Origin of the sequence: Faecalibacterium sp. OF04-11AC, assembly GCF_003460645.1 — a bacterium.
GTDB lineage: Bacteria > Bacillota > Clostridia > Oscillospirales > Ruminococcaceae > Faecalibacterium > Faecalibacterium prausnitzii_I.
The window spans coordinates 1-17570 of the sequence record NZ_QTVP01000010.1 but is presented as its reverse complement, the minus strand read 5'-3'; the positions used below and the strand labels follow the sequence as shown (position 1 = coordinate 17570).

20 protein-coding genes, 1 tRNA gene, 1 pseudogene and 1 riboswitch are annotated in these 17570 nt (G+C 58.9%); of the genes and pseudogenes, 18 read left to right on the top strand and 4 right to left on the bottom strand.

Annotated features, from left to right (window positions below; genetic code table 11):
* The first annotated feature begins 75 nt into the window (after positions 1 to 75).
* The gene (locus DXA70_RS13760) at positions 76 to 237 is read left to right on the top strand and encodes a hypothetical protein (protein ID WP_199522860.1); all 162 of its coding nucleotides are present in this window, start codon (positions 76 to 78) and stop codon (positions 235 to 237) included.
* Entirely contained in the window at positions 237 to 1526 is a 1290-nt protein-coding gene (locus tag DXA70_RS06845; protein ID WP_199522859.1) for a sugar transferase, read from the top strand. Before DXA70_RS13760 ends, DXA70_RS06845 begins: the two co-directional genes overlap by 1 nt.
* 78 nt (positions 1527 to 1604) lie before the next feature.
* Here DXA70_RS06845 and DXA70_RS13625 read toward each other — a convergent pair whose 3' ends face one another.
* Positions 1605 to 1817 (bottom strand): hypothetical protein, encoded by a 213-nt coding sequence (locus DXA70_RS13625; protein ID WP_278321320.1) that lies wholly within the window; start codon positions 1815 to 1817, stop codon positions 1605 to 1607.
* Positions 1818 to 2171: 354 nt separating this feature from the next.
* Here DXA70_RS13625 and DXA70_RS06840 point away from each other — a divergent pair, with 354 nt between their 5' ends.
* From DXA70_RS06840 to DXA70_RS06800, 10 genes are all read left to right on the top strand, one after another.
* On the top strand, positions 2172 to 2828 hold the full coding sequence (locus DXA70_RS06840; protein ID WP_128118020.1) for a helix-turn-helix transcriptional regulator: 657 nt from the start codon (positions 2172 to 2174) through the stop codon (positions 2826 to 2828).
* Positions 2829 to 2920: 92 nt separating this feature from the next.
* Positions 2921 to 2994 (top strand) — tRNA-Arg (locus DXA70_RS06835).
* Between the two features lie 140 nt (positions 2995 to 3134).
* Positions 3135 to 3233: riboswitch (TPP riboswitch) on the top strand.
* A 98-nt stretch (positions 3234 to 3331) separates the two neighbouring features.
* Entirely contained in the window at positions 3332 to 3703 is a 372-nt protein-coding gene (locus tag DXA70_RS14305) for a Ykof family thiamine-binding protein (protein WP_243001191.1), read from the top strand.
* Positions 3700 to 3975 carry a Ykof family thiamine-binding protein gene (locus DXA70_RS14300; protein WP_243001190.1) on the top strand — a complete coding sequence of 92 codons (276 nt, stop codon included), beginning with the start codon at positions 3700 to 3702 and terminating at the stop codon, positions 3973 to 3975. The genes DXA70_RS14305 and DXA70_RS14300 overlap by 4 nt, the downstream gene beginning before the upstream one ends.
* A 1-nt stretch (position 3976) precedes the next feature.
* The gene (locus DXA70_RS06825; RefSeq protein ID WP_112115018.1) at positions 3977 to 4576 is read left to right on the top strand and encodes an ECF transporter S component; all 600 of its coding nucleotides are present in this window, start codon (positions 3977 to 3979) and stop codon (positions 4574 to 4576) included.
* A gap of 3 nt (positions 4577 to 4579) precedes the next feature.
* Positions 4580 to 6091, top strand: coding sequence for an ABC transporter ATP-binding protein (locus DXA70_RS06820; protein ID WP_128118019.1), 1512 nt, complete (start codon positions 4580 to 4582; stop codon positions 6089 to 6091).
* Positions 6092 to 6832, top strand: coding sequence for an energy-coupling factor transporter transmembrane component T (locus DXA70_RS06815; RefSeq protein WP_128118018.1), 741 nt, complete (start codon positions 6092 to 6094; stop codon positions 6830 to 6832).
* Positions 6833 to 6978: 146 nt separating this feature from the next.
* The gene (locus tag DXA70_RS06810; protein ID WP_128118017.1) at positions 6979 to 8139 is read left to right on the top strand and encodes an RNA polymerase sigma-54 factor; all 1161 of its coding nucleotides are present in this window, start codon (positions 6979 to 6981) and stop codon (positions 8137 to 8139) included.
* On the top strand, positions 8132 to 8536 hold the full coding sequence (locus DXA70_RS06805) for a PaaI family thioesterase (RefSeq protein WP_128118016.1): 405 nt from the start codon (positions 8132 to 8134) through the stop codon (positions 8534 to 8536). Before DXA70_RS06810 ends, DXA70_RS06805 begins: the two co-directional genes overlap by 8 nt.
* A 70-nt stretch (positions 8537 to 8606) precedes the next feature.
* Positions 8607 to 9992: a potassium transporter TrkG gene (locus tag DXA70_RS06800; RefSeq protein WP_128118015.1), complete on the top strand. Its 1386-nt coding sequence runs from the start codon at positions 8607 to 8609 to the stop codon at positions 9990 to 9992.
* A 53-nt stretch (positions 9993 to 10045) separates the two neighbouring features.
* Here the strand turns inward: DXA70_RS06800 and pepT are convergent, their stop codons facing one another.
* Positions 10046 to 11263 carry a peptidase T gene (gene pepT, locus DXA70_RS06795; protein WP_112148945.1) on the bottom strand — a complete coding sequence of 406 codons (1218 nt, stop codon included), beginning with the start codon at positions 11261 to 11263 and terminating at the stop codon, positions 10046 to 10048.
* Positions 11264 to 11277: 14 nt separating this feature from the next.
* Positions 11278 to 11877 (bottom strand): uridine kinase, encoded by a 600-nt coding sequence (locus tag DXA70_RS06790; protein ID WP_128118014.1) that lies wholly within the window; start codon positions 11875 to 11877, stop codon positions 11278 to 11280.
* 257 nt (positions 11878 to 12134) lie between these two features.
* Here DXA70_RS06790 and DXA70_RS06785 point away from each other — a divergent pair, with 257 nt between their 5' ends.
* The 6 genes and pseudogenes from DXA70_RS06785 (at position 12135) to DXA70_RS06760 (ending at position 16681) form a co-directional block, all read left to right on the top strand.
* On the top strand, positions 12135 to 12713 hold the full coding sequence (locus DXA70_RS06785; protein ID WP_128118013.1) for a DUF3793 family protein: 579 nt from the start codon (positions 12135 to 12137) through the stop codon (positions 12711 to 12713).
* A 485-nt stretch (positions 12714 to 13198) separates the two neighbouring features.
* Complete coding sequence (locus DXA70_RS06780; RefSeq protein WP_022256098.1) at positions 13199 to 13414, top strand: FeoA family protein; 216 nt, start codon at positions 13199 to 13201, stop codon at positions 13412 to 13414.
* Between the two features lie 80 nt (positions 13415 to 13494).
* Positions 13495 to 13716 carry a FeoA family protein gene (locus tag DXA70_RS06775; protein ID WP_005944554.1) on the top strand — a complete coding sequence of 74 codons (222 nt, stop codon included), beginning with the start codon at positions 13495 to 13497 and terminating at the stop codon, positions 13714 to 13716.
* A 25-nt stretch (positions 13717 to 13741) separates the two neighbouring features.
* Positions 13742 to 15938 (top strand): annotated as a pseudogene (feoB, locus tag DXA70_RS06770) (ferrous iron transport protein B).
* Positions 15939 to 15969: 31 nt separating this feature from the next.
* Positions 15970 to 16146 (top strand): FeoB-associated Cys-rich membrane protein, encoded by a 177-nt coding sequence (locus tag DXA70_RS06765; protein WP_128118012.1) that lies wholly within the window; start codon positions 15970 to 15972, stop codon positions 16144 to 16146.
* Between the two features lie 127 nt (positions 16147 to 16273).
* On the top strand, positions 16274 to 16681 hold the full coding sequence (locus tag DXA70_RS06760; RefSeq protein WP_128118061.1) for a MarR family transcriptional regulator: 408 nt from the start codon (positions 16274 to 16276) through the stop codon (positions 16679 to 16681).
* 85 nt (positions 16682 to 16766) lie between these two features.
* Here the strand turns inward: DXA70_RS06760 and hflX are convergent.
* A partial coding sequence (gene hflX, locus DXA70_RS06755; RefSeq protein WP_128118011.1) for a GTPase HflX occupies positions 16767 to 17570 on the bottom strand: 804 nt, incomplete at its 5' end.

Below are 17570 nucleotides of genomic sequence, written 5' to 3'. Positions count from 1 at the left end.
CAGGGCTTTTTGCGGAAACAGGAATCGTCCCCTTGGGGGGAAAATGATCGTGAACGAGGAAGGAATGGAAAAATCGTGATTTCCAAGCGAGAAAAATTGCAGTATGTCTGCACTTTTGTAACAGACATCCTCTCGCTGGCCCTCAGCATGGCGCTGGGCTGGCTGATGGTGGATGGTCTGCTGGGCAAGGTGGAAACTACACCGCGCCCGACCTCATCCAGGCGTTCTGCCTGCTGATGCTGGCCTATCTGCTGACGTTTCTGACCTTTGACCAGAGCGAGAACATTACCACCCGTCCATGGAAACGGGAGTTGAAGATCTCGGTCGAATTTAACCTGATTCTGACCCTCATCAACTCGGCGGGCCTGCTGTTGACCAAGGCCCCGCTGCTGAGCTCCCGGTATTTTCTGGTGGCAGTGCCGGTCATCAACGTGGTGCTGATGACGGTGTTCCACAGTGTGCTCAAAAAGCTGCTGACCACCACCCGGAAGAAAAACAGCATGGAAAGCCTGGTGGGCGTTGTGACCACCGGCGAACATGCCGGGGAAATGGTGCGGGAGCTGCAGCGGGACTGGTCCAAGCGGCTGACGGGCATTGCCCTGCTGGAGATCCCGGAAGAGCAGATCGGCGGCCAGATCGAGGGCGTGGACATCAAGGCCAACTACGATACCTTTATGGACTGGCTGCGGCAGGCCGCGCTGGATGAAGTGTATGTGGACATCCCCATGGACAGCGGTGATTCCTTTGTGCCTTATCTGAAAGAGATGGAGAGCATGGGATTGACCGTCCATTTCCGTCTGCCCCTGCTGGACCGCATCGAGGATGTCTGCTGCGATGAGACCAGCACCGCCCGCCTGAGCCGCAGCCTGAGCCGCTGCGCCGGCGGCAATGTGGTCACCATGGGCACCGTGGAGCTCAAACTCCGCGACCAGGCCCTTAAGCGGATGCTGGACATTGTGGGCAGTCTGGTGGGCTGCATCCTCAGCATCCCCATCATTGCCATCGTGGCCATCCCCCTCAAGCTGGAAAGCCCCGGCCCGCTGGTCTTCAAACAGCGCCGTGTGGGCCGCAACGGCCGTGTGTTCTATATCCACAAGCTCCGCAGTATGTATGTGGACGCGGAGGAGCGGAAGAAAGAGCTGATGGCCCGGAACGAAATGAACGGCCTCATGTTCAAGATGCAGGACGATCCCCGCATCACCAAGGTGGGCAAGTTCATCCGCAAGACCAGTATCGACGAGCTGCCCCAGTTCTTCGATGTCCTCCGGGGCGATATGAGCCTGGTGGGCACCCGGCCTCCCACGCTGGACGAGTACAAGCAGTACGAGAGCCACCATAAGCGCCGCCTGTCCATGAAGCCCGGCATCACGGGCCTGTGGCAGGTGAGCGGCCGCAGCAACATTGAGGACTTTGAAGAGGTCGTCAAGCTGGATACCAGGTACATTGATAACTGGACCATCTGGCAGGATATCAAGATCCTGTTAAAGACGGTCTGGGTGGTCTTTGCAGGCCGCGGCGCCGAATAAGCCGGAACCAGAAATAAAAACAAGAGCACCAGTTTCCCGCGCAGCAATGCAGGAGGCTGGTGCTTTTTTTGATTCTTTCTATGCAAGAGCGTCTTCCGCAACGTCCATGAGATGGACCGGGTCGAGCTGAAATCTCGTACAGTCTTCTGCAAGCCGCTCCACGAACGCGCGGTCAAGAGAAATGTCAAACAGGGCGGTCAGAAGCACCTGCGAACCGGGGCGGGTGCAATAGACTGCCAAGCCAAAACTCTGATACCATCCAATCTCAGGACAGGTTTGCCGCTCCATCACGCAGCGGTAAACGAACACGGCAGATCACCAACTTTCTGAAAAATATTCGAATGGCCTAATGGCAGGAAAGATGCCTGCACCCCCAAAACGACGGGTCTATCATCCAAAAGAACCCAGGCTAAGAAATCTTTGCCAGAAAATGCGTCGAAAAACGCCATTAAATTGACAGAAAAAGGAAAATCGTGTATTCTTTCGATAGACAAGCATCTCATTGGAAATTTCCGAGGGTATTGTAGCACACGAAGAGGTGCAGAGTAAACAATCGGCGCGGAGAAATTTGGCGGTGCAGAATGTGCCGCCGTGCATTGCGGAAACAGCGAGCCACTCTGCGCGGCGATCGAGGAGGGGAGCAGCATGACAGGATATCGAGGACGAATTGCAAGATCGCTGGTAAGCGCCCGGGAGAGCGCGGATGTCTCGCAGCGGGAGCTGGCCGAGCGGCTTGGCCGCGACAAGCGGACCGTACAGAAATGGGAGAGTGGCGAGATGAAAATTTCGATGGAAGATTTTCTGGAAATTTTCGACGCCCTGCATGTGGCGGTGGAACCTTACTCCAAATGGATCCGCCACCCGGAGCTCTTCCCCAATGGGCTGGCCGATATCAACAAATTCAACCACGACAAGCGCCGGAGCGCCCTGGTGCACTACTATGGCCGGCAGGCATCACCCGTGGAGATCGAGCAGGAATACTACATCCTGTTTGCGGACCACGGCAGCGATTATTACGGGATGCGCCAGCAGCGGATCGCCAACCTGCAGACCCCGCTGCGGGATCGTCGGCGCATCTGCGGCCAGATCATCGGGAACTACTACGAGGCCCGGGAGCTTGGCGCCCTGACCGACCCGAATGGGCCGCAGCCCAACATGGACATCCTGCTGGCCTGTTACCGCGCCAGTGCCGAAAGTGTCCGGAACGGCAGCAACCGCTATGCCATTGACCGGGCCATGCTGGGCCTGGACGACCAGCCATCGACCGACTTTACCGCAGACCTGGAGGAGCCCGTCTGGTAACAGCCGGGCCGCCCCGACTTGATTTTCCGCCCGCTTTGCGGTATTATAAAAGAGCTATGCATCTCCATACAGCGCATGGCTCTTCTTATTTTGTCTCTGTAGCTCAGCTGGATAGAGCGTTCGCCTCCTAAGCGAAAGGCCAGCGGTTCGAATCCGCTCAGGGACATCTCACAAAAAGCGCAAAGGTTGTTTTCCAAGCGGGAAACAAAGCCTTTGCGCTTTTTTGATCGGTGATTTTAAGATAAAATATTTGACATTTCTGTACGGCTGCGGTATGCTATGCGGTGGCAAATAAAAAGAGAATCATCAGAATGCTGGAGGGGCCTTGTGCTGAGAGGGTTCACACCCGACTCCCTGCACCTGATCCGGGTAATACCGGCGTAGGAAAAGCATTTCTGTCGCTTTTTACAACGGGCCGCCGCGCCTGCTGGCAAAAGGGATGCTTTTCCTGGACGAAAAGCATCCCTTTTATTTTGTACAAAAATGGAAAAGAAGGAACGACTATGGAAACCGAAAACTGCTGTACCGGCTGCAACCGCCCGGACCTGCCCTGGGCGGGCCGCGGCACGGAGCTGCCCATTGCGGGCTGCCGCTTTACCCTGTACCCCATGTCGGACAAGTACATCGAGATCATTCTGGGCTCGCTGGAAAAGACGAATACCTCTGCGGTGTGGAGTGAGACGGATGCCCTTTCGACCGTTTACCGCGGCAAGCTGCCCTATGTGGCGGACGCCGTGCAGGCACTGTTCCTGAACGCTTACCGCCCCGGCGTCCACATGGCGCTGGAGGGGCAGTTCTCCAAGGGCTGCCCGGGCGATGTGTCCGGCGACAGCGTGCTGAGCGTGAGGGCGAGGCCCCCAATGCGGCACTGGTGAAAGACATCCACTTCCCGGTCCACTGCAAGCTGGCCCTGTACCCGCTGGGGGATGCCCAGTACATCGACGAGATCGCCAAGGTGTGGTACATGGCGCAGGACGAGGGCCTGAACCCCAAGACCATCCACTATGCCACCCGCATCGACGGCGACGTGCAGGATGTGTTCACCTACCTGACCCATGTCTGTGAGCTGATGGAGAACGCCCCGGCGGTCCACCATTATGTCCTGCACTTTACCATGAACTGCAACAGCCCGACGGAGGAAAACTAAAATGAATACGAAAAACTGGAAACTGAAAGACGTTCTGCTCATTGCCATCAGCGCTGTGCTGTTCGGTGTGGTCTATCTGGGCTGCACTTACATTGGCGGCGTTCTGTACGGGATGCTGACCCCGTTCGGCATGGCCTCTCTGGGCTATGAGCCGTTCTACGGCATCTACTTCATGGCCGGTGCGTTCGGCATCTATGTCATGCGCAAGCCCGGCACCGGCCTCATCGCCGAGCTGCTGGCCGCTGTGCTGGAGTGCCTGTACGGCAACTATTTTGGACCCATCATCATCCTGTCCGGCCTGGTGCAGGGCCTTGGCTTTGAGCTCATCATTGCCCTGAAACGCTACAAGAAGTTTGACCGGATGACCATGATCGAGGGCGCTGTCATCTGCTCGGTCCTGACCCTGATCTACAACCTGTTCATCAGCGGCTACAACAAAATTGCCATCCCCGTGCTGGCCATCATGCTGGTGGTGCGCATCATCAGCGCCATCGTCTTTGACGGTTTCATCACCCCGATGCTGGCCGACGGCCTCGTCAAGGCAGGTGTCCTGAAAGGCTATGCCGTGGCACAGGCACAGGACGCTGACCTGGAGGATTAAGAAATGTCGGCCAACACCGCGTTGGAGCTGGAAGATATCGTGTTCCGCTATCAGGAAAAAGGCAAACGCAACATTCTGGACCATACCAGCCTGAGCATCCCGGCCGGGACGCTCACGGTCCTGATGGGCGGCAGCGGCTGCGGCAAAAGCACGCTGGCCGCGGTAGCCGCGGGGCTGTACCCGGAAAACGGTGGTTTTCTGGAGGGCGGAACCATCCGGCTGTACGGGCAGGACCTGAAAACGCTGGACCCGCAGAAACGGGCCGCTTACCTGACGGTGCTGTTCCAGAACCCGGACCTGCAGTTCTGCATGAACACCCTGCGGGAGGAGATGCGCTTCTGTCTGGAAAACATCCGCGTCCCTGCCGGGGAGATGGATGCCCGGATCGACCGGGCCGCCGCGGAGCTGGGCATTGCGCCGCTGCTGGATCGGACTCTTTCCACCCTGTCCGGCGGCGAGAAGCAGAAAGCGGCCCTTTCCTGCCTCTACGTTATGGAGAGCCGCTGCATCCTGCTGGATGAAAGCTTTGCCAACCTGGACCACGAGGCGGCAGTCCAGCTGCTGGAAATGCTGCTGAGGATGAAAACTTCTGGCCGGACGATTCTGGCCATCGACCATAAGGCAGACCTCTGGCTGGAAGCCGCCGATGAGATCATCCTGCTGGAAGAGGGCGGCAAAGTAGCCGCCCGGGGCATCAACTGCAAAAATCTGCCGGAACACCGCGCGGACTTTGAGCGGCTGGGCCTGTTTTACCCGGGTTCCCGGCCGGAGCGAGCGGCCCGCCCGGTGGCAGAGGGCAAGCCGCTTTTGCAGTTCCGGGGTGTCAGCATCCGCAAGGGGCTGCCCACCCGCCGCAAGTGGGGCCGCGCGGTGTACGACGCACCCTTTCTGGTGCAGAATGCGGACGCGGATTTCCCGGCGGGCTGTATGACGGCAGTTCTCGGCCCCAGCGGCACCGGCAAAACCACGACCTTTCTCTCGGTGCTCAAGCAGCACCCCTACACGGGGCAGATCCTGTTTCAGGGCCGGGACATTGCAAAAATGAAGTCGAAAGAGCTGTACCGCCACATCGGCATCGTGTTCCAGAACCCGGCCAACCAGTTCGTCACCCAGAATGTGGAGGACGAGGTCTGTGTTGGTCTGCGGCTCTGGGAGCCGGGCCTCTCGGACGAGGCCTGCCGCCAGCGGGCCGAAGAGCTGCTGGATCGTTACGGACTGAAACGGCAGCGGCGGTACTCGCCCTACATGCTCAGCCAGGGCCAGCAGCGGCGGCTGGCGGTTCTTTCGGTGCTGGCAGGCGGGCAGGAACTGCTATTGCTGGACGAACCCACCTACGGCCAGGATGCCCGCTCGGTAAACGCCATCATGGAGCACCTGCGGGAAAAAGTGGAGCAGGAGGGGCTGACGGTCATCTTTATCACCCACGATACCGAGCTGGCTGCGGCCTGGGCCGATAAAATCTACCGGTTGGAAGATACCGCGCTGGTGGAAAAATCCGCAGAGGAGGTGCTGTAAATGCTGGAACGCTGGAACCCCACCGTAAAGGCATTTGCGGTGCTGATCTGTGTCATTCTGCTCTCGTTTGAGTATCTGGTCAGCCTGAACCTGCTGGTGCTGGCCGTCTGCCTGCTGCTGTTGATGTTCTGCTCCCGGGTAAGTCTGAAAAAGATCGGCGTCATCCTGCTGCCGGCCTGCATTGCGGCGTTCGGCCTGTTTGTGACGGGCCTTTACTACGCCCGGGGCGGCAGCACGCAGACCATGGATCTGAGCAGCCTTTCGGCCATGCCTTACAGTGTGCGCGCGGCCATGTCGCAAAACCTGTACACGGCGCTGCAGCTGGCCACCCGTCTGCTGGCCTACGCCGGGCTGGGCATCCTGTTTGCACTTTCCACCGAGGGTGACTTCTTCATTGCCAGCCTGCTGCACCAGTGCCACCTCCCGCCCAAGTTTGCCTATGGCATCTTGGCGGCGTTCCACCTGATGCCGGGGATGGCGCGGGAGTACGCCCAGGTGCGCACGGCCTTTGCGGCGCGCGGCCTGAAAGCGGGCCCGCTCTCGATGAAGCCGGTCTTCACCATGCTGGTCAACAGCGTCCGCTGGTCGGAGTCCATTGCCATGGCCATGGAGTCCAAGGGCTTTTGCGGGGATGCGCCGCGTACCTATTATACGGTACCACGGGTGCACTGGTATGACCTGGCCGCCGCGGCGCTCATGGTGGGCGGCGTGGTGCTGGGAATGCTGTTTTTAAAGTACTGAACGGGTTTTCCACCGTGCTCTACTGTGCGCCTGCACAAAATGCGGGCGCACTTTTTGTTGCAACCTGCCAAGAAATCTGGAGAAATGTTGATTCACAACAGGGGATGTGATAGACTGAGACCGCTGATGATTGGGAGGTAAATGAAATGAGCGCAACGTATGAACAGACTCCGTCTCCCCAGGAAACACAGTTTGCAGGCGTACTGCAGATGGGTGTGCAGGAGCTGCGGGATTATGTAGAAACTGCTTTGCAGGAAAACCCGGTGTTTGAGCTGTCCGACCCGGGCGAAGAGATGCTGGAAGACCCGAATTTTGCCCGGAAACGGGAGTGGCTGGAGGCCGGCGACTGGCAGGATTCTTACTATCAGGGCCAGGACGAGGAAGACGGCAGCCGGGACCCGCTTTCCCGGATGGGATATTATCTGAGCGATGAGAACGACCTCTCCCGCTTTGTGCTTTCGCAGTTTATCGGCACGAAGCTGGAGCCGGAGGTGCTGCAGGCCGTGGAGCTGCTCTGTGACCGGCTGGACGATGACGGCTTTCTCAGCGAGGACCCCGCCGAGCTGGCCGCATCGCTGGGCGTCAGCGACGCGGTGATCTCCCGTGCCCTGACTGAGCTGCAGGCTGCCGACCCGGCGGGCGTGGGGGCTCGGGACCGGACCGAGTGCCTGAGTTTGCAGATCGAGCGGCACGCAGGCGACCACCGGCTGGCAAGGATGATCGTGGAGCAGTTCATGGATGAGCTGGCCGAGAACGGCTATGGCGCCATCAGCCGGAAGACAGGGGCCTCCGAGGCTCTGGTGCGGGAGGAATGCGACCTGATCCGCTCCCTGAACCCCCGCCCGGGTACTGGGTTCAGCCGCCGGGAGAACCTGAGTTATGTCACGCCCGATGTCCTGGTGCTGCCCGGGGAAGACGAGGAGCTGGAAGTGCAGGTGAACGGCGGCGGTCTGCCCCCGCTGGATCTCAGCGTGTATTACAGCAACCTGCTGCTCGAGACGCCGGATGAAGAGGTGCGCCTCTATCTTTCGGAGAAGCTGAACCAGGCCCGCAGCATCGTGGAAAACATCAACAGGCGGCAGGCGCTGCTGGAGCGCTGTGCCAAAAAGATCGTGGCGGAGCAGGAAGAATTCTTCCGCAAAGGCCACGGCTACCTCCGCCCGCTGGAGCTGCAGCAGGCAGCCGACGCGCTGGGAGTATCCAAAGAATGGATTCGCTGCGCGGTAAAGGACAAGTATCTGCAGTGCCCGCAGGGCATCTACCCCATGAGCTGGTTCTTTACCCGGGAGAGTATGAGTGATGAATGAGAATTTAAAGAAAAAACTGATCGAATATACTGCTGAAAATGCCTTTGTCCAGGCCTGCGGTATTGAGATCTGGGAGCTGGAGGAAGACCACGCCGTGATGGGCACCGCCGCCCGCCCGGAGCTGCTCAACCCCATGGGGATGCTGCACGGCGGCCTGCTGTTTACGCTGGCGGACTGCTGCAGCGGCGTTACCGCCCGGACCGATGGCCGCACTTATGTGACCCAAACCGGCAGCCTGAGTTACTACCGGAACATCCACGAGGGTCAGGTCTACGCGGTGGGCAAAGTGCAGCACCGGGGCCGCACCGTGTGCACCGTGCTGGTGGAGATCTACGCGAAAGAAACGCAGAAACTGCTGGCAGCGGGAACATTCTCCATGTTTGCAACGCAGAACTGAATGAACAGATGCTGGATCGGGGCAAACTGGAAAGTATCCTGCGGGAATGGCTGAAAATAAGAGGGGCTTTATGCTAAAACGAAAAAAGGAGAAATTCAATCTCCGCAAACAAAAAGGCTGGCTGGCCGGCAGCAGTGCCACCCAGATCATCTGTGTCAGCTTTCTGCTGGTGATCGCGGCGGGCACGCTGCTGCTCAGCCTGCCCATTGCCAGCAAACAGGGGCGGCTGGGGCTGGTGGACGCCCTGTTCACGGCCACCAGCGCCACCTGCGTCACCGGCCTCGTCGTGCGGGACACCTGGACGCAGTTCACGTTTTTCGGGCAGGCAGTGCTGCTCCTCCTCATTCAGGTGGGCGGCCTTGGCCTTGTCACGCTGACCAGTTTCTTTGCGCTGGCGGCCCGGCGGCGGATGGGCTTCCGGGATCTGCGGCTGCTGGGCGAAAGCGTCTCGGCCGAAGGCCTTTCCAAGGCCACGGAGGTGCTTAAAATCGTCATCCGGCTGGCCGCGACCTTTGAGGCCATGGGTGCCGTGCTGCTCATGTTTGCGCTGGTGCCGCAGTTTGGCCCGGAGGGCATCTGGGTCAGCATCTTTACGGCCATCTCGGCGTTCTGCAACGCGGGCTTTGACCTGTTCGGACGCTTCGGGGCGTATTCCTCCGTAGTACCCTATGTGAACAACTATTATGTGCAGGCCGTTATCATGTTCATGATCATGGCGGGCGGCCTGGGTTTCATGGTCTGGGTGGAGCTGGGCGAGTACCGCAAGCGCCGCCGCCTCTCGCTGCAGGCCCGGGTGGTGCTGGAATTTTCCCTCATTCTCTGGGTGCTGGGGGCTCTGCTCATCGGCCTGATGGAGTGGAACAACCCCGCCACCATGGGCGGGCTGAGCGTCCCGGGCAAGATCATGGCGTCGCTGTTCCAATCCGTTTCCACCCGTACCGCCGGCATGAATACCATTGACCTGGAAGCCTGCGGCCCGGTGACCAAGCTCTGGATGAGCATTCTGCAGTTCATCGGCGCGGCGCCGGGCTCCACGGGCGGCGGTGTCAAAGTGACCACCATTGCAGTGGTCATCCTGACCATCCGCAGTGTGGCACAGGGCCGGGATGACTGCGTCATCCATGACCACCACATTGAGTCCAAGACGATTTACCGCGCTCTGACCATCATTATGCTGGGTGCGGTGGCGGCGCTGGGCTCGGCAGTCGTCGTCTACTACAACAGCGCCGAGGCCGTCACCGTCATTGACGCGATCTTTGAATCCTGCTCGGCCTTTGGTACCGTGGGCCTCTCGGTGGGTGTCACCGGGCGGCTGAACACCGGGGCAAAGCTGCTGTATATGCTGGTCATGTTCATGGGCCGCGTGGGCCCCGTCTCGTTGGCCATCAGCCTGACGGCAAAACCGGACGACAACAAACGGAAAGTGATGCCGGTGGGGCATATCAACGTGGGTTAAAACCAAAAAGAACGTCCGCACAGTGTGCGGACGTTCTTTTTGGTTTGTAGAAGTTATTTGGAATACAGCTCCACGATGTTGAGCAGGATTTCGGTGGCCTTGTCCATCCGCTCCACGGTGGTGCACTCGCAGACGCCGTGGAAGTTGAAGCCGCCGGTGCCCAGGTTGGGGCAGGGCAGGCCGTTCCAGCTCAGGGTGGCACCATCGGTGCCGCCGCGGACCGGCTCTTCCTCGGGCTCCAGGCCTGCCATCCGGATGGCTTTGCGGGCGTTCTCCACCAGATGGAAGTGGGGCTTGATCTTCTCGATCATGTTCCGGTAGCTGTCCTTGATCTCCACTTCCACGGTGCCCTCGCCGTACTTGCCGTTCAGGTAGGCGGCGATTTGCATCAGGTTGTCTTTCTTGTACTGCAGCTTCTGGGCGTCGTGGTCGCGCAGGATGTAGCCCAGCTTAGCGTCGGTGACGTCGCCGTACATCTGGCACAGGTGGTAGAAGCCCTGATAGCCCTCGGTGGTCTCAGGCCGTGCCATCACGGGCAGGGCGCTGTGGAACTCCAGCGCCACATTGGAGGCGTTGATCATGGCGTCCTTGGCGCTGCCCGGATGGACCGAGAAGCCGTGGATGGTGACGGTAGCGGAAGCGGCGTTGAAATTCTCGTACTCAATGCCGCCCACATCGCCGCCATCGACGGTATAGGCAAAGTCGGCCCCAAAGCCGGGGATGTCAAACAGGGAAGCGCCCTCGCCGATCTCCTCGTCGGGGGTAAAGGCGATGCAGACCTTGCCGTGGGGGCGGCCCTCGGCAAGCAGGGTCTCGGCGGCGGTCATGATCTCAGCCACACCGGCCTTGTCGTCCGCACCCAGCAGGGTGGTGCCGTCGGTGGTGATAAGGGTCTCGCCTTTGAGCTCTTTCAGGAACGGGAACGTGGAGGTCTTCATGACCATCCCGGTGGCGGGCAGAGTCACATCGTTGCCGTCATAGTTCTCGTGGAGGATGGGGTTGACGTTTTCGCCGCTGGCATCCGGGGCAGTGTCCATGTGGGCGATGAGGCCCAGCGCGGGCAGCTTCTCGCAGCCGGGGGTGGCGGGCAGGGTGCCGTAGACGTAGCAGTGCTCGTCCACACGGGCGTCCTCGATGCCCAGATTTTTCATCTCCTCCACCAGCATGTGGGCGAGGTCGAACTCGCGGGCTGCGGAGGGGTGGGTGCCGGATTCGGGGTCCGAGGTGGTATACACCCGGGCGTATTGTAACAGTCGTTCGTAAGCACGCATAAGATGATGCTCCTTTATGATTTTGTTGCCTCTATCATACCCTTTTCGGGATCCAGAATCAAGTCTGCACTTTCTTCAATGGAATACTTTGCAAAATATCCCTCTTCCAGCGGGATCCAGCGCTGGGCAAAAGCGGGATACCGCGCCCCCTCCCGGGCCTGCAGGCGGAGGGTCTGCTCCGCCTTGGAGCAGGTGACGAAGACCCGCAGGTCATAACAATCGGCGAGGGCCGGGTGGTGGCTGTAACTGCCCTCCACGATGACCAGCCGCGCGGGCTGGCAGGAGACGGGCGGCAGATAGGCTCCCTCCCGGCAGGAGTATGCGATATAAGAAAACGGCTGCCCCGCCCGGGCAGGGTTCAGCACCTCGGCCCGCAGGCGCTTTAAATCCATGTTGGCGCAGGGGAGTGTTTCCCACCCCGGCACCCGCTGGGCAGGCGGGAGGTAGTAGTCGTCGGTGTGGATGGTCCGGCTGCCGGGAAACCGCTCTGCCAGCTGTGCCGCCAGCGTCGTTTTGCCGCTGCCGCACCGGCCGTCCAAAGCGATGAGGATGGGGCGGGTGGGGGAGGCGGCGAGGAGTGTGGCAATGTGGGAACAAAGTAAGATGAGTTCCATAAAATGTAAATCCTCCGGTAAAAGTGAGATAAGTATAGCATATCCTCAAAAAAGTTTCAAAAACCCGTTGACAACCACCCGAACCTGTGGTAAGATAATGCCACGTTAGAGATAACTAACCAAGAAGCGGCAAGGCAGGGACCAGCCGCGTTCTTTTCAACATTTTGGTTAGCTGATTCTAACTATCGCTCACATAAAAGACAGGGCACCGGGGAACGATATCCCCGAAAGAAAGCATCCGATGAAGGAGACCAGACATGGAGCGAAATTTTGAAACCGTGATGATCGAGCAATGCGCCCCTGTACTGGCCGGGCTCAAGCCTGCAGGGCTGTTCCGCTATGAAACGCGGGACTGCGCGGACCTTGCCCGCCGCGTCCGCAGCTGGAACGAGCAGCTGGCCAGCAAGGGCCTCAGCGTCCGGGTGCTGAAAGGCTGTATTCGGACGCACCAGTTCCTGATCTACGTTTACCGCGAAGCACGCCTGCGCGCGATCTTTGCGGACGAAGCAGTCCGCGCTTTTCTGGCACGGGAGGGATATCAGCTGCCCCAGAGCCGGGAGCAGACGGGGATCATGCTGACCCAGCTGTCCCGGAGGCTCTGCTGCTCGGCGGAGTTTCCGCATGAGATCGGCGTGTTTCTGGGCTATCCGCTGACCGATGTGGTGGGCTTTATTGAGAACCGGGGCCGCAACTTTACCTGCTGCGGCTGCTGGAAAGCCTACGGCGACCCCAACGCCGCCCGGCGCCATTTTGCGCAGCTGAGCAAATGCACAGCCGTGTACCTGCGCCTGTTCCACAGCGGCACCCCCATCTCCCGCCTCGCGGTGGCGGCTTAAATTTTGACATTCTCTTCCAATACTCTCTTTTTATCCTGGCGCCCGCCGGAGCCTCCACGCGTCGGCGGGAAGAAATCCTCCTTTTGACACGCGGCCGCCCGGTGCAGAATGACCACTGTACCGGGCGGCTGTGTCATATCCGGGAGGAAAAAACAGATGAACAATGTTTTACAAAAAGATGAAGAAAAATAAAAACAGAATGGCAGAAAATAATTCTTTTTGGCGATGATTCGTATGAAAGCAAAAAAGAAACAAGAAAAGTCTAAAAAGTTAGCAAGTATAAACTTTGTGGTTAGTCTATGTTCACTCTGCAAAAAATCTTGGGAAATTCGTGGACGAAAATTGTTTGTGTCTACAAACCGCTAAGAAATTATGAAAAAACTGTTGACAGCAAAGGTTAGTAAGTGTAAACTATCGATGCTGATAGTTGCCACTGACTAACCTTTGCGGCGACTGCAGGAGAATAACAAAGGAGTGTGGAAGACATGATGCCTTTGACGATGGCAAAAGCGGGCGAGACCGTGACCATAAAAAAAATCACCGGCAAGGATGAGGTCCGCCAGCACCTGGCAGAGCTGGGTTTTGTGGTGGACAGCGAAGTGACCGTGGTGAACGAGATCGCAGGCAACCTGATCCTGCAGGTCAAGGAGAGCCGGATCGCACTGGACAAGACCATGGCGAACCGCATTATGATTGGCTAAACAGCGCCACAAGCTGTTTAAAGAGCTGCTCCGAAACTGGAATAGTCTCTTGTATAAAGACAAGTAGAGGAGGATCTACAATGAAGACTCTGAAAGACGTCAAAGTCGGCGAGACCGCAACGGTGGCAAAGCTGCATGGCGAAGGCCCCGTGAAGCGCCGCATCATGGACATGGGCATCACCAAGGGTGTTGAGATCTATGTCCGTAAGGTTGCCCCCCTGGGCGACCCTATGGAACTGACCGTGCGCAACTACGAGCTGAGCGTGCGCAAGGCCGACGCTGAAATGATCGAAGTGGTTTGATTCCAAAGAGAGGAAAGGACACGCAATGAGTATTAAAATTGCACTGGCCGGCAACCCGAACTGCGGTAAAACGACCCTGTTCAATGCACTGACCGGCTCGAACCAGTACGTCGGCAACTGGCCCGGCGTTACCGTGGAGAAGAAAGAGGGCAAGCTGAAAGGCGCGGAGGATGTCATCATCCAGGACCTGCCCGGTATCTACTCCCTGTCTCCGTACACTCTGGAAGAGGTCGTCGCCCGCAGCTATCTGGTGGGCGAGAAGCCGGATGCCATCCTGAACATCATCGACGGCACCAACATCGAGCGGAACCTGTACCTGACCACCCAGCTGATCGAGCTGGGCATCCCCGTGGTCATGGCTGTCAACATGATCGACCTGGTCCGTAAGAACGGTGATAAGATCGACCTGAAGAAGCTGAGCGAAGAGCTGGGCTGCCAGGCCGTTGAGATCAGCGCTCTGAAGAACGAGGGCAGCGAGAAAGCCGCTCAGATGGCTGCTGCCGCTGCCAAGGCTGGCAAGACTGCCGAGCTGCCGCATGTCTTTACCGGCAGCGTGGAGCACGCCATTGCCCATATCGAGGAGTCCATCCAGGGCAAGGTCGATGACCACTTCCTGCGCTGGTATGCCGTCAAGCTGTTCGAGCGCGACGACAAGGTCCAGGCAGAACTGAACCTCGACAAGGCCCTGCTGGATCACATCGACCAGCACATCAAGGACTGCGAGGCTGAGATGGACGATGACGCCGAGAGCATCATCACCAACCAGCGCTACGCTTACATCAACAGTGTTGTTTCCAAGGCTGTCAAGAAGAAGGCCCGTGTGGAGCACCTGACCGCTTCCGATAAGATCGACCAGATCGTGACTAACCGTATCCTGGCCCTGCCCATCTTCGCGGCCATCATGTACCTGATGTACTCCCTGTCCATGGGCACCTCCATTGCAGACGGCGGCTGGTCCATCGGTACCTTTGCAACGGACTGGACCAACGATGTCCTGTTCGGAGAGATCGTTCCCAATGCAGTGGGCGGCTTCCTGGAGAGCATCGGCGTGGCTGGCTGGCTGTACGGCCTGATCATGGACGGTATCGTCGCTGGTGTCGGCGCGGTGCTGGGCTTTGTTCCCCAGATGCTGGTCCTGTTCTTCCTGCTGTCCATCCTGGAGGATGTGGGCTACATGTCCCGTGTCGCGTTCATCATGGACCGTATCTTCCGCCGCTTCGGCCTGTCCGGTAAGAGCTTCATCCCCGTGCTGGTCGGCACTGGCTGCGGCGTCCCGGGCGTTATGGCTTCTCGTACCATCGAGAACGAGCGTGACCGCCGTATGACCATCATGACCACCTGCTTCATCCCCTGCGGCGCTAAGATGCCCATTATCGGCCTGATCGCGGGTGCTATGTTCGGCGGCTCCTCTGTGGTTGCTGTTTCCGCTTACTTCATCGGCATGGCTGCCATCATCTGCTCCGGTATCATCCTGAAGAAGACCAAGATCTTCGCAGGCGACCCCGCTCCCTTCGTTATGGAGCTGCCCGCTTACCACATCCCTGCATGGGGCAACGTCTTCCGTGCTACCTGGGAGCGCGGCTGGTCTTTCATCAAGCGTGCTGGTTCCGTCATTCTGGCCGCTACCGTTGTGCTGTGGTTCCTGCAGGGCTTCGGCTTCGAGAACGGTGCCTCGGTATGGTCGAGGATCAGGACAACTCCGTGCTGGCTGCTATCGCTACCAAGGTCGCTTGGATCTTCGCTCCTCTGGCTTCGGCAACTGGAAAGCAACCGTTGCTTCCGTCACCGGCCTGATCGCAAAGGAGAACGTTGTTGGTACGTTCGGCGTCCTGTACAACTTCGGCGGCGAGCTGTCTGAGAACGGTGATGAGATCTGGAGCGCTGTCGCTGCCGATTACACCGCTCTGTCTGCTTACGCGTTTATGATCTTCAACCTGCTGTGCGCTCCCTGCTTTGCTGCGATGGGCGCGATCAAGCGTGAGATGAACAACGGCAAGTGGACCGCTATCGCCATTGGCTATATGTGCGCTCTGGCTTACTGCGCGGCTCTGGTCGTGTACCAGCTGGGCGGCTTGATCACCGGTGAGGTCGGCTTCAACCTCTTCACCATCGTGGCTGCAGTTGTTCTGGTTGGCTTCATCTACCTGATGGTCCGTCCCAACAAGTATGTTGGCGACAATGAGGTCAAGATCGACGTCAAGAAGATCACTGCCAGCAAGTAATATCGCACGGTTTTGAAAGGAGTGCTTTTGTATGATGGAATTTCTGGCTGCCAACTTTAACCTGCCCACGATCATCGTTGGTGCAATCGTGTTTGGCGGCGTGATCTGGGTCACCTGGCACTCCCACAAACACGGCGGTGGCTGTGGTGGTTGTGGCAGTGCAGGCGGCTGCAATGGAGATTGCGGCGGCTGCGGCGGCTGCCACTGACCAAGCCTGAACCAACCTGAAAGGGGGCGCGGGTCGAGAGTATTCGGCTCGCGCCCTTTTTTCGGAAAAAGAAAGTTAGCGAACCATAACATTCACAAAGACAACAAAGAGAAAGAGAGTGATCGGAATGGAACTGACGGCGGCACACCTGCGGTATCTGCTGGCCATTTACGAGGTCTCACAGACACATCTGGACATCAGCTCCCGCAGCATTGCAGAGAAGCTGGGCGTGACCAAGCCCTCTGTAGTGCGCATCATGAACCTGCTCATGGAGCGCGGCATGATCGTCAAAGAGCACTACGGTAAGATCTACATGACCGACCGCGGCATCTTTGTGGCCAAAGAAGTGCAGGCGCAGCTGGAGCGGGTGCTGCAGAATTTTCCTCCGGTCAACATTGAGCTGACGGAGGAGGAGCGCTTTGCGGCGGCGCTGGCCCTGACCTCCGCGCTGCCGGAGCGGGCCTTTGTGGGTGAGTACGAGCGCCTGTTCGGCACGGTCTCCGACGAAGCAGCCGAACCGGAAAAGGCGGGCTGAAAACCTGTAAGCCTATGGGTATCAAAAGAGCCAGTCTCACAGGAGACTGGCTCTTTTGGCATTTTATGATTCAGTAAGTGTTTCCTCAGCAGAGATACCCCTCAAAGCAGTGGAGGTCTTCCGTTTTGACGATGCCCTCCAGGTAGAGGCCATCCTCCCGGTATTCTTCCACCTGCACGCTGCCCCGCTCCCGCATGGGGGCGGCAAGGCCCAGCTTATCATAGGGGAGCAGTACCCGGATGGTATGCACCCGGTCGCTGAGGGTCTCATCCAGCTTTTTGAGCAGGGCCTCCAGGCCGTAGCCCGTTTTGGCGCTGGTCAGCAGGATGTCCGGGTCAAAGCTGAGAGCACCGGGTTTGTCGCATTTGTTGTAAACGGTCAGGCGGGGGATGTCGGCACAGTCCAGACCATCCAAAACCTCGTCCGTGACGGCCAGCTGCTCTTCCCGCTGCGCATCGCCGGCGTCGGCCACCCGGACGATGACGTCCGACCAGGCGGCTTCCTCCAGCGTGGATTGGAACGCCTCCACCAGATTGTGGGGCAGGCGGGAGACGAAGCCGACGGTGTCCACCAGAAGCACGGCCATGCCGCTGGGCAGTACCAGCTTCCGGCTGGTGGGGTCCAGGGTGGCGAACAGCATGTCCGCCTCAGCGACGCTGGGGCCGCACAGGGCATTCATCAGGCTGGATTTGCCCACGTTGGTGTAGCCGACAAGGCTGACCACGGGCATCCCGGTTTTGGCGCGGGCCTTGCGGCTCTCGCCCCGGCGCTTTTCCATCTCGGCCAGTTTTTCGGCCAGTGCGTCGATGCGGGCGTGGACATGGCGGCGGTCCAGTTCCAGTTTGGTCTCACCGGCACCGCGGCGGGCACCCCCGCCGCCGCCCCCGCC

Bases quoted from the DNA above. Each gene is read 5' to 3' on its own strand.
- DXA70_RS06845 (WP_199522859.1), top strand. From the start codon at position 237: ATGCTGGCCTATCTGCTGACGTTTCTGACCTTTGACCAGAGCGAGAAC.
- DXA70_RS06840 (WP_128118020.1), top strand. From the start codon at position 2,172: ATGACAGGATATCGAGGACGAATTGCAAGATCGCTGGTAAGCGCCCGG.
- DXA70_RS14305 (WP_243001191.1), top strand. From the start codon at position 3,332: ATGGAAACCGAAAACTGCTGTACCGGCTGCAACCGCCCGGACCTGCCC.
- DXA70_RS06825 (WP_112115018.1), top strand. From the start codon at position 3,977: ATGAATACGAAAAACTGGAAACTGAAAGACGTTCTGCTCATTGCCATC.
- DXA70_RS06820 (WP_128118019.1), top strand. From the start codon at position 4,580: ATGTCGGCCAACACCGCGTTGGAGCTGGAAGATATCGTGTTCCGCTAT.
- DXA70_RS06815 (WP_128118018.1), top strand. From the start codon at position 6,092: ATGCTGGAACGCTGGAACCCCACCGTAAAGGCATTTGCGGTGCTGATC.
- DXA70_RS06810 (WP_128118017.1), top strand. From the start codon at position 6,979: ATGAGCGCAACGTATGAACAGACTCCGTCTCCCCAGGAAACACAGTTT.
- DXA70_RS06805 (WP_128118016.1), top strand. From the start codon at position 8,132: ATGAATGAGAATTTAAAGAAAAAACTGATCGAATATACTGCTGAAAAT.
- DXA70_RS06800 (WP_128118015.1), top strand. From the start codon at position 8,607: ATGCTAAAACGAAAAAAGGAGAAATTCAATCTCCGCAAACAAAAAGGC.
- pepT (WP_112148945.1), bottom strand. From the start codon at position 11,263: ATGCGTGCTTACGAACGACTGTTACAATACGCCCGGGTGTATACCACC.
- DXA70_RS06790 (WP_128118014.1), bottom strand. From the start codon at position 11,877: ATGGAACTCATCTTACTTTGTTCCCACATTGCCACACTCCTCGCCGCC.
- DXA70_RS06785 (WP_128118013.1), top strand. From the start codon at position 12,135: ATGGAGCGAAATTTTGAAACCGTGATGATCGAGCAATGCGCCCCTGTA.
- DXA70_RS06780 (WP_022256098.1), top strand. From the start codon at position 13,199: ATGATGCCTTTGACGATGGCAAAAGCGGGCGAGACCGTGACCATAAAA.
- DXA70_RS06775 (WP_005944554.1), top strand. From the start codon at position 13,495: ATGAAGACTCTGAAAGACGTCAAAGTCGGCGAGACCGCAACGGTGGCA.
- DXA70_RS06765 (WP_128118012.1), top strand. From the start codon at position 15,970: ATGATGGAATTTCTGGCTGCCAACTTTAACCTGCCCACGATCATCGTT.
- DXA70_RS06760 (WP_128118061.1), top strand. From the start codon at position 16,274: ATGGAACTGACGGCGGCACACCTGCGGTATCTGCTGGCCATTTACGAG.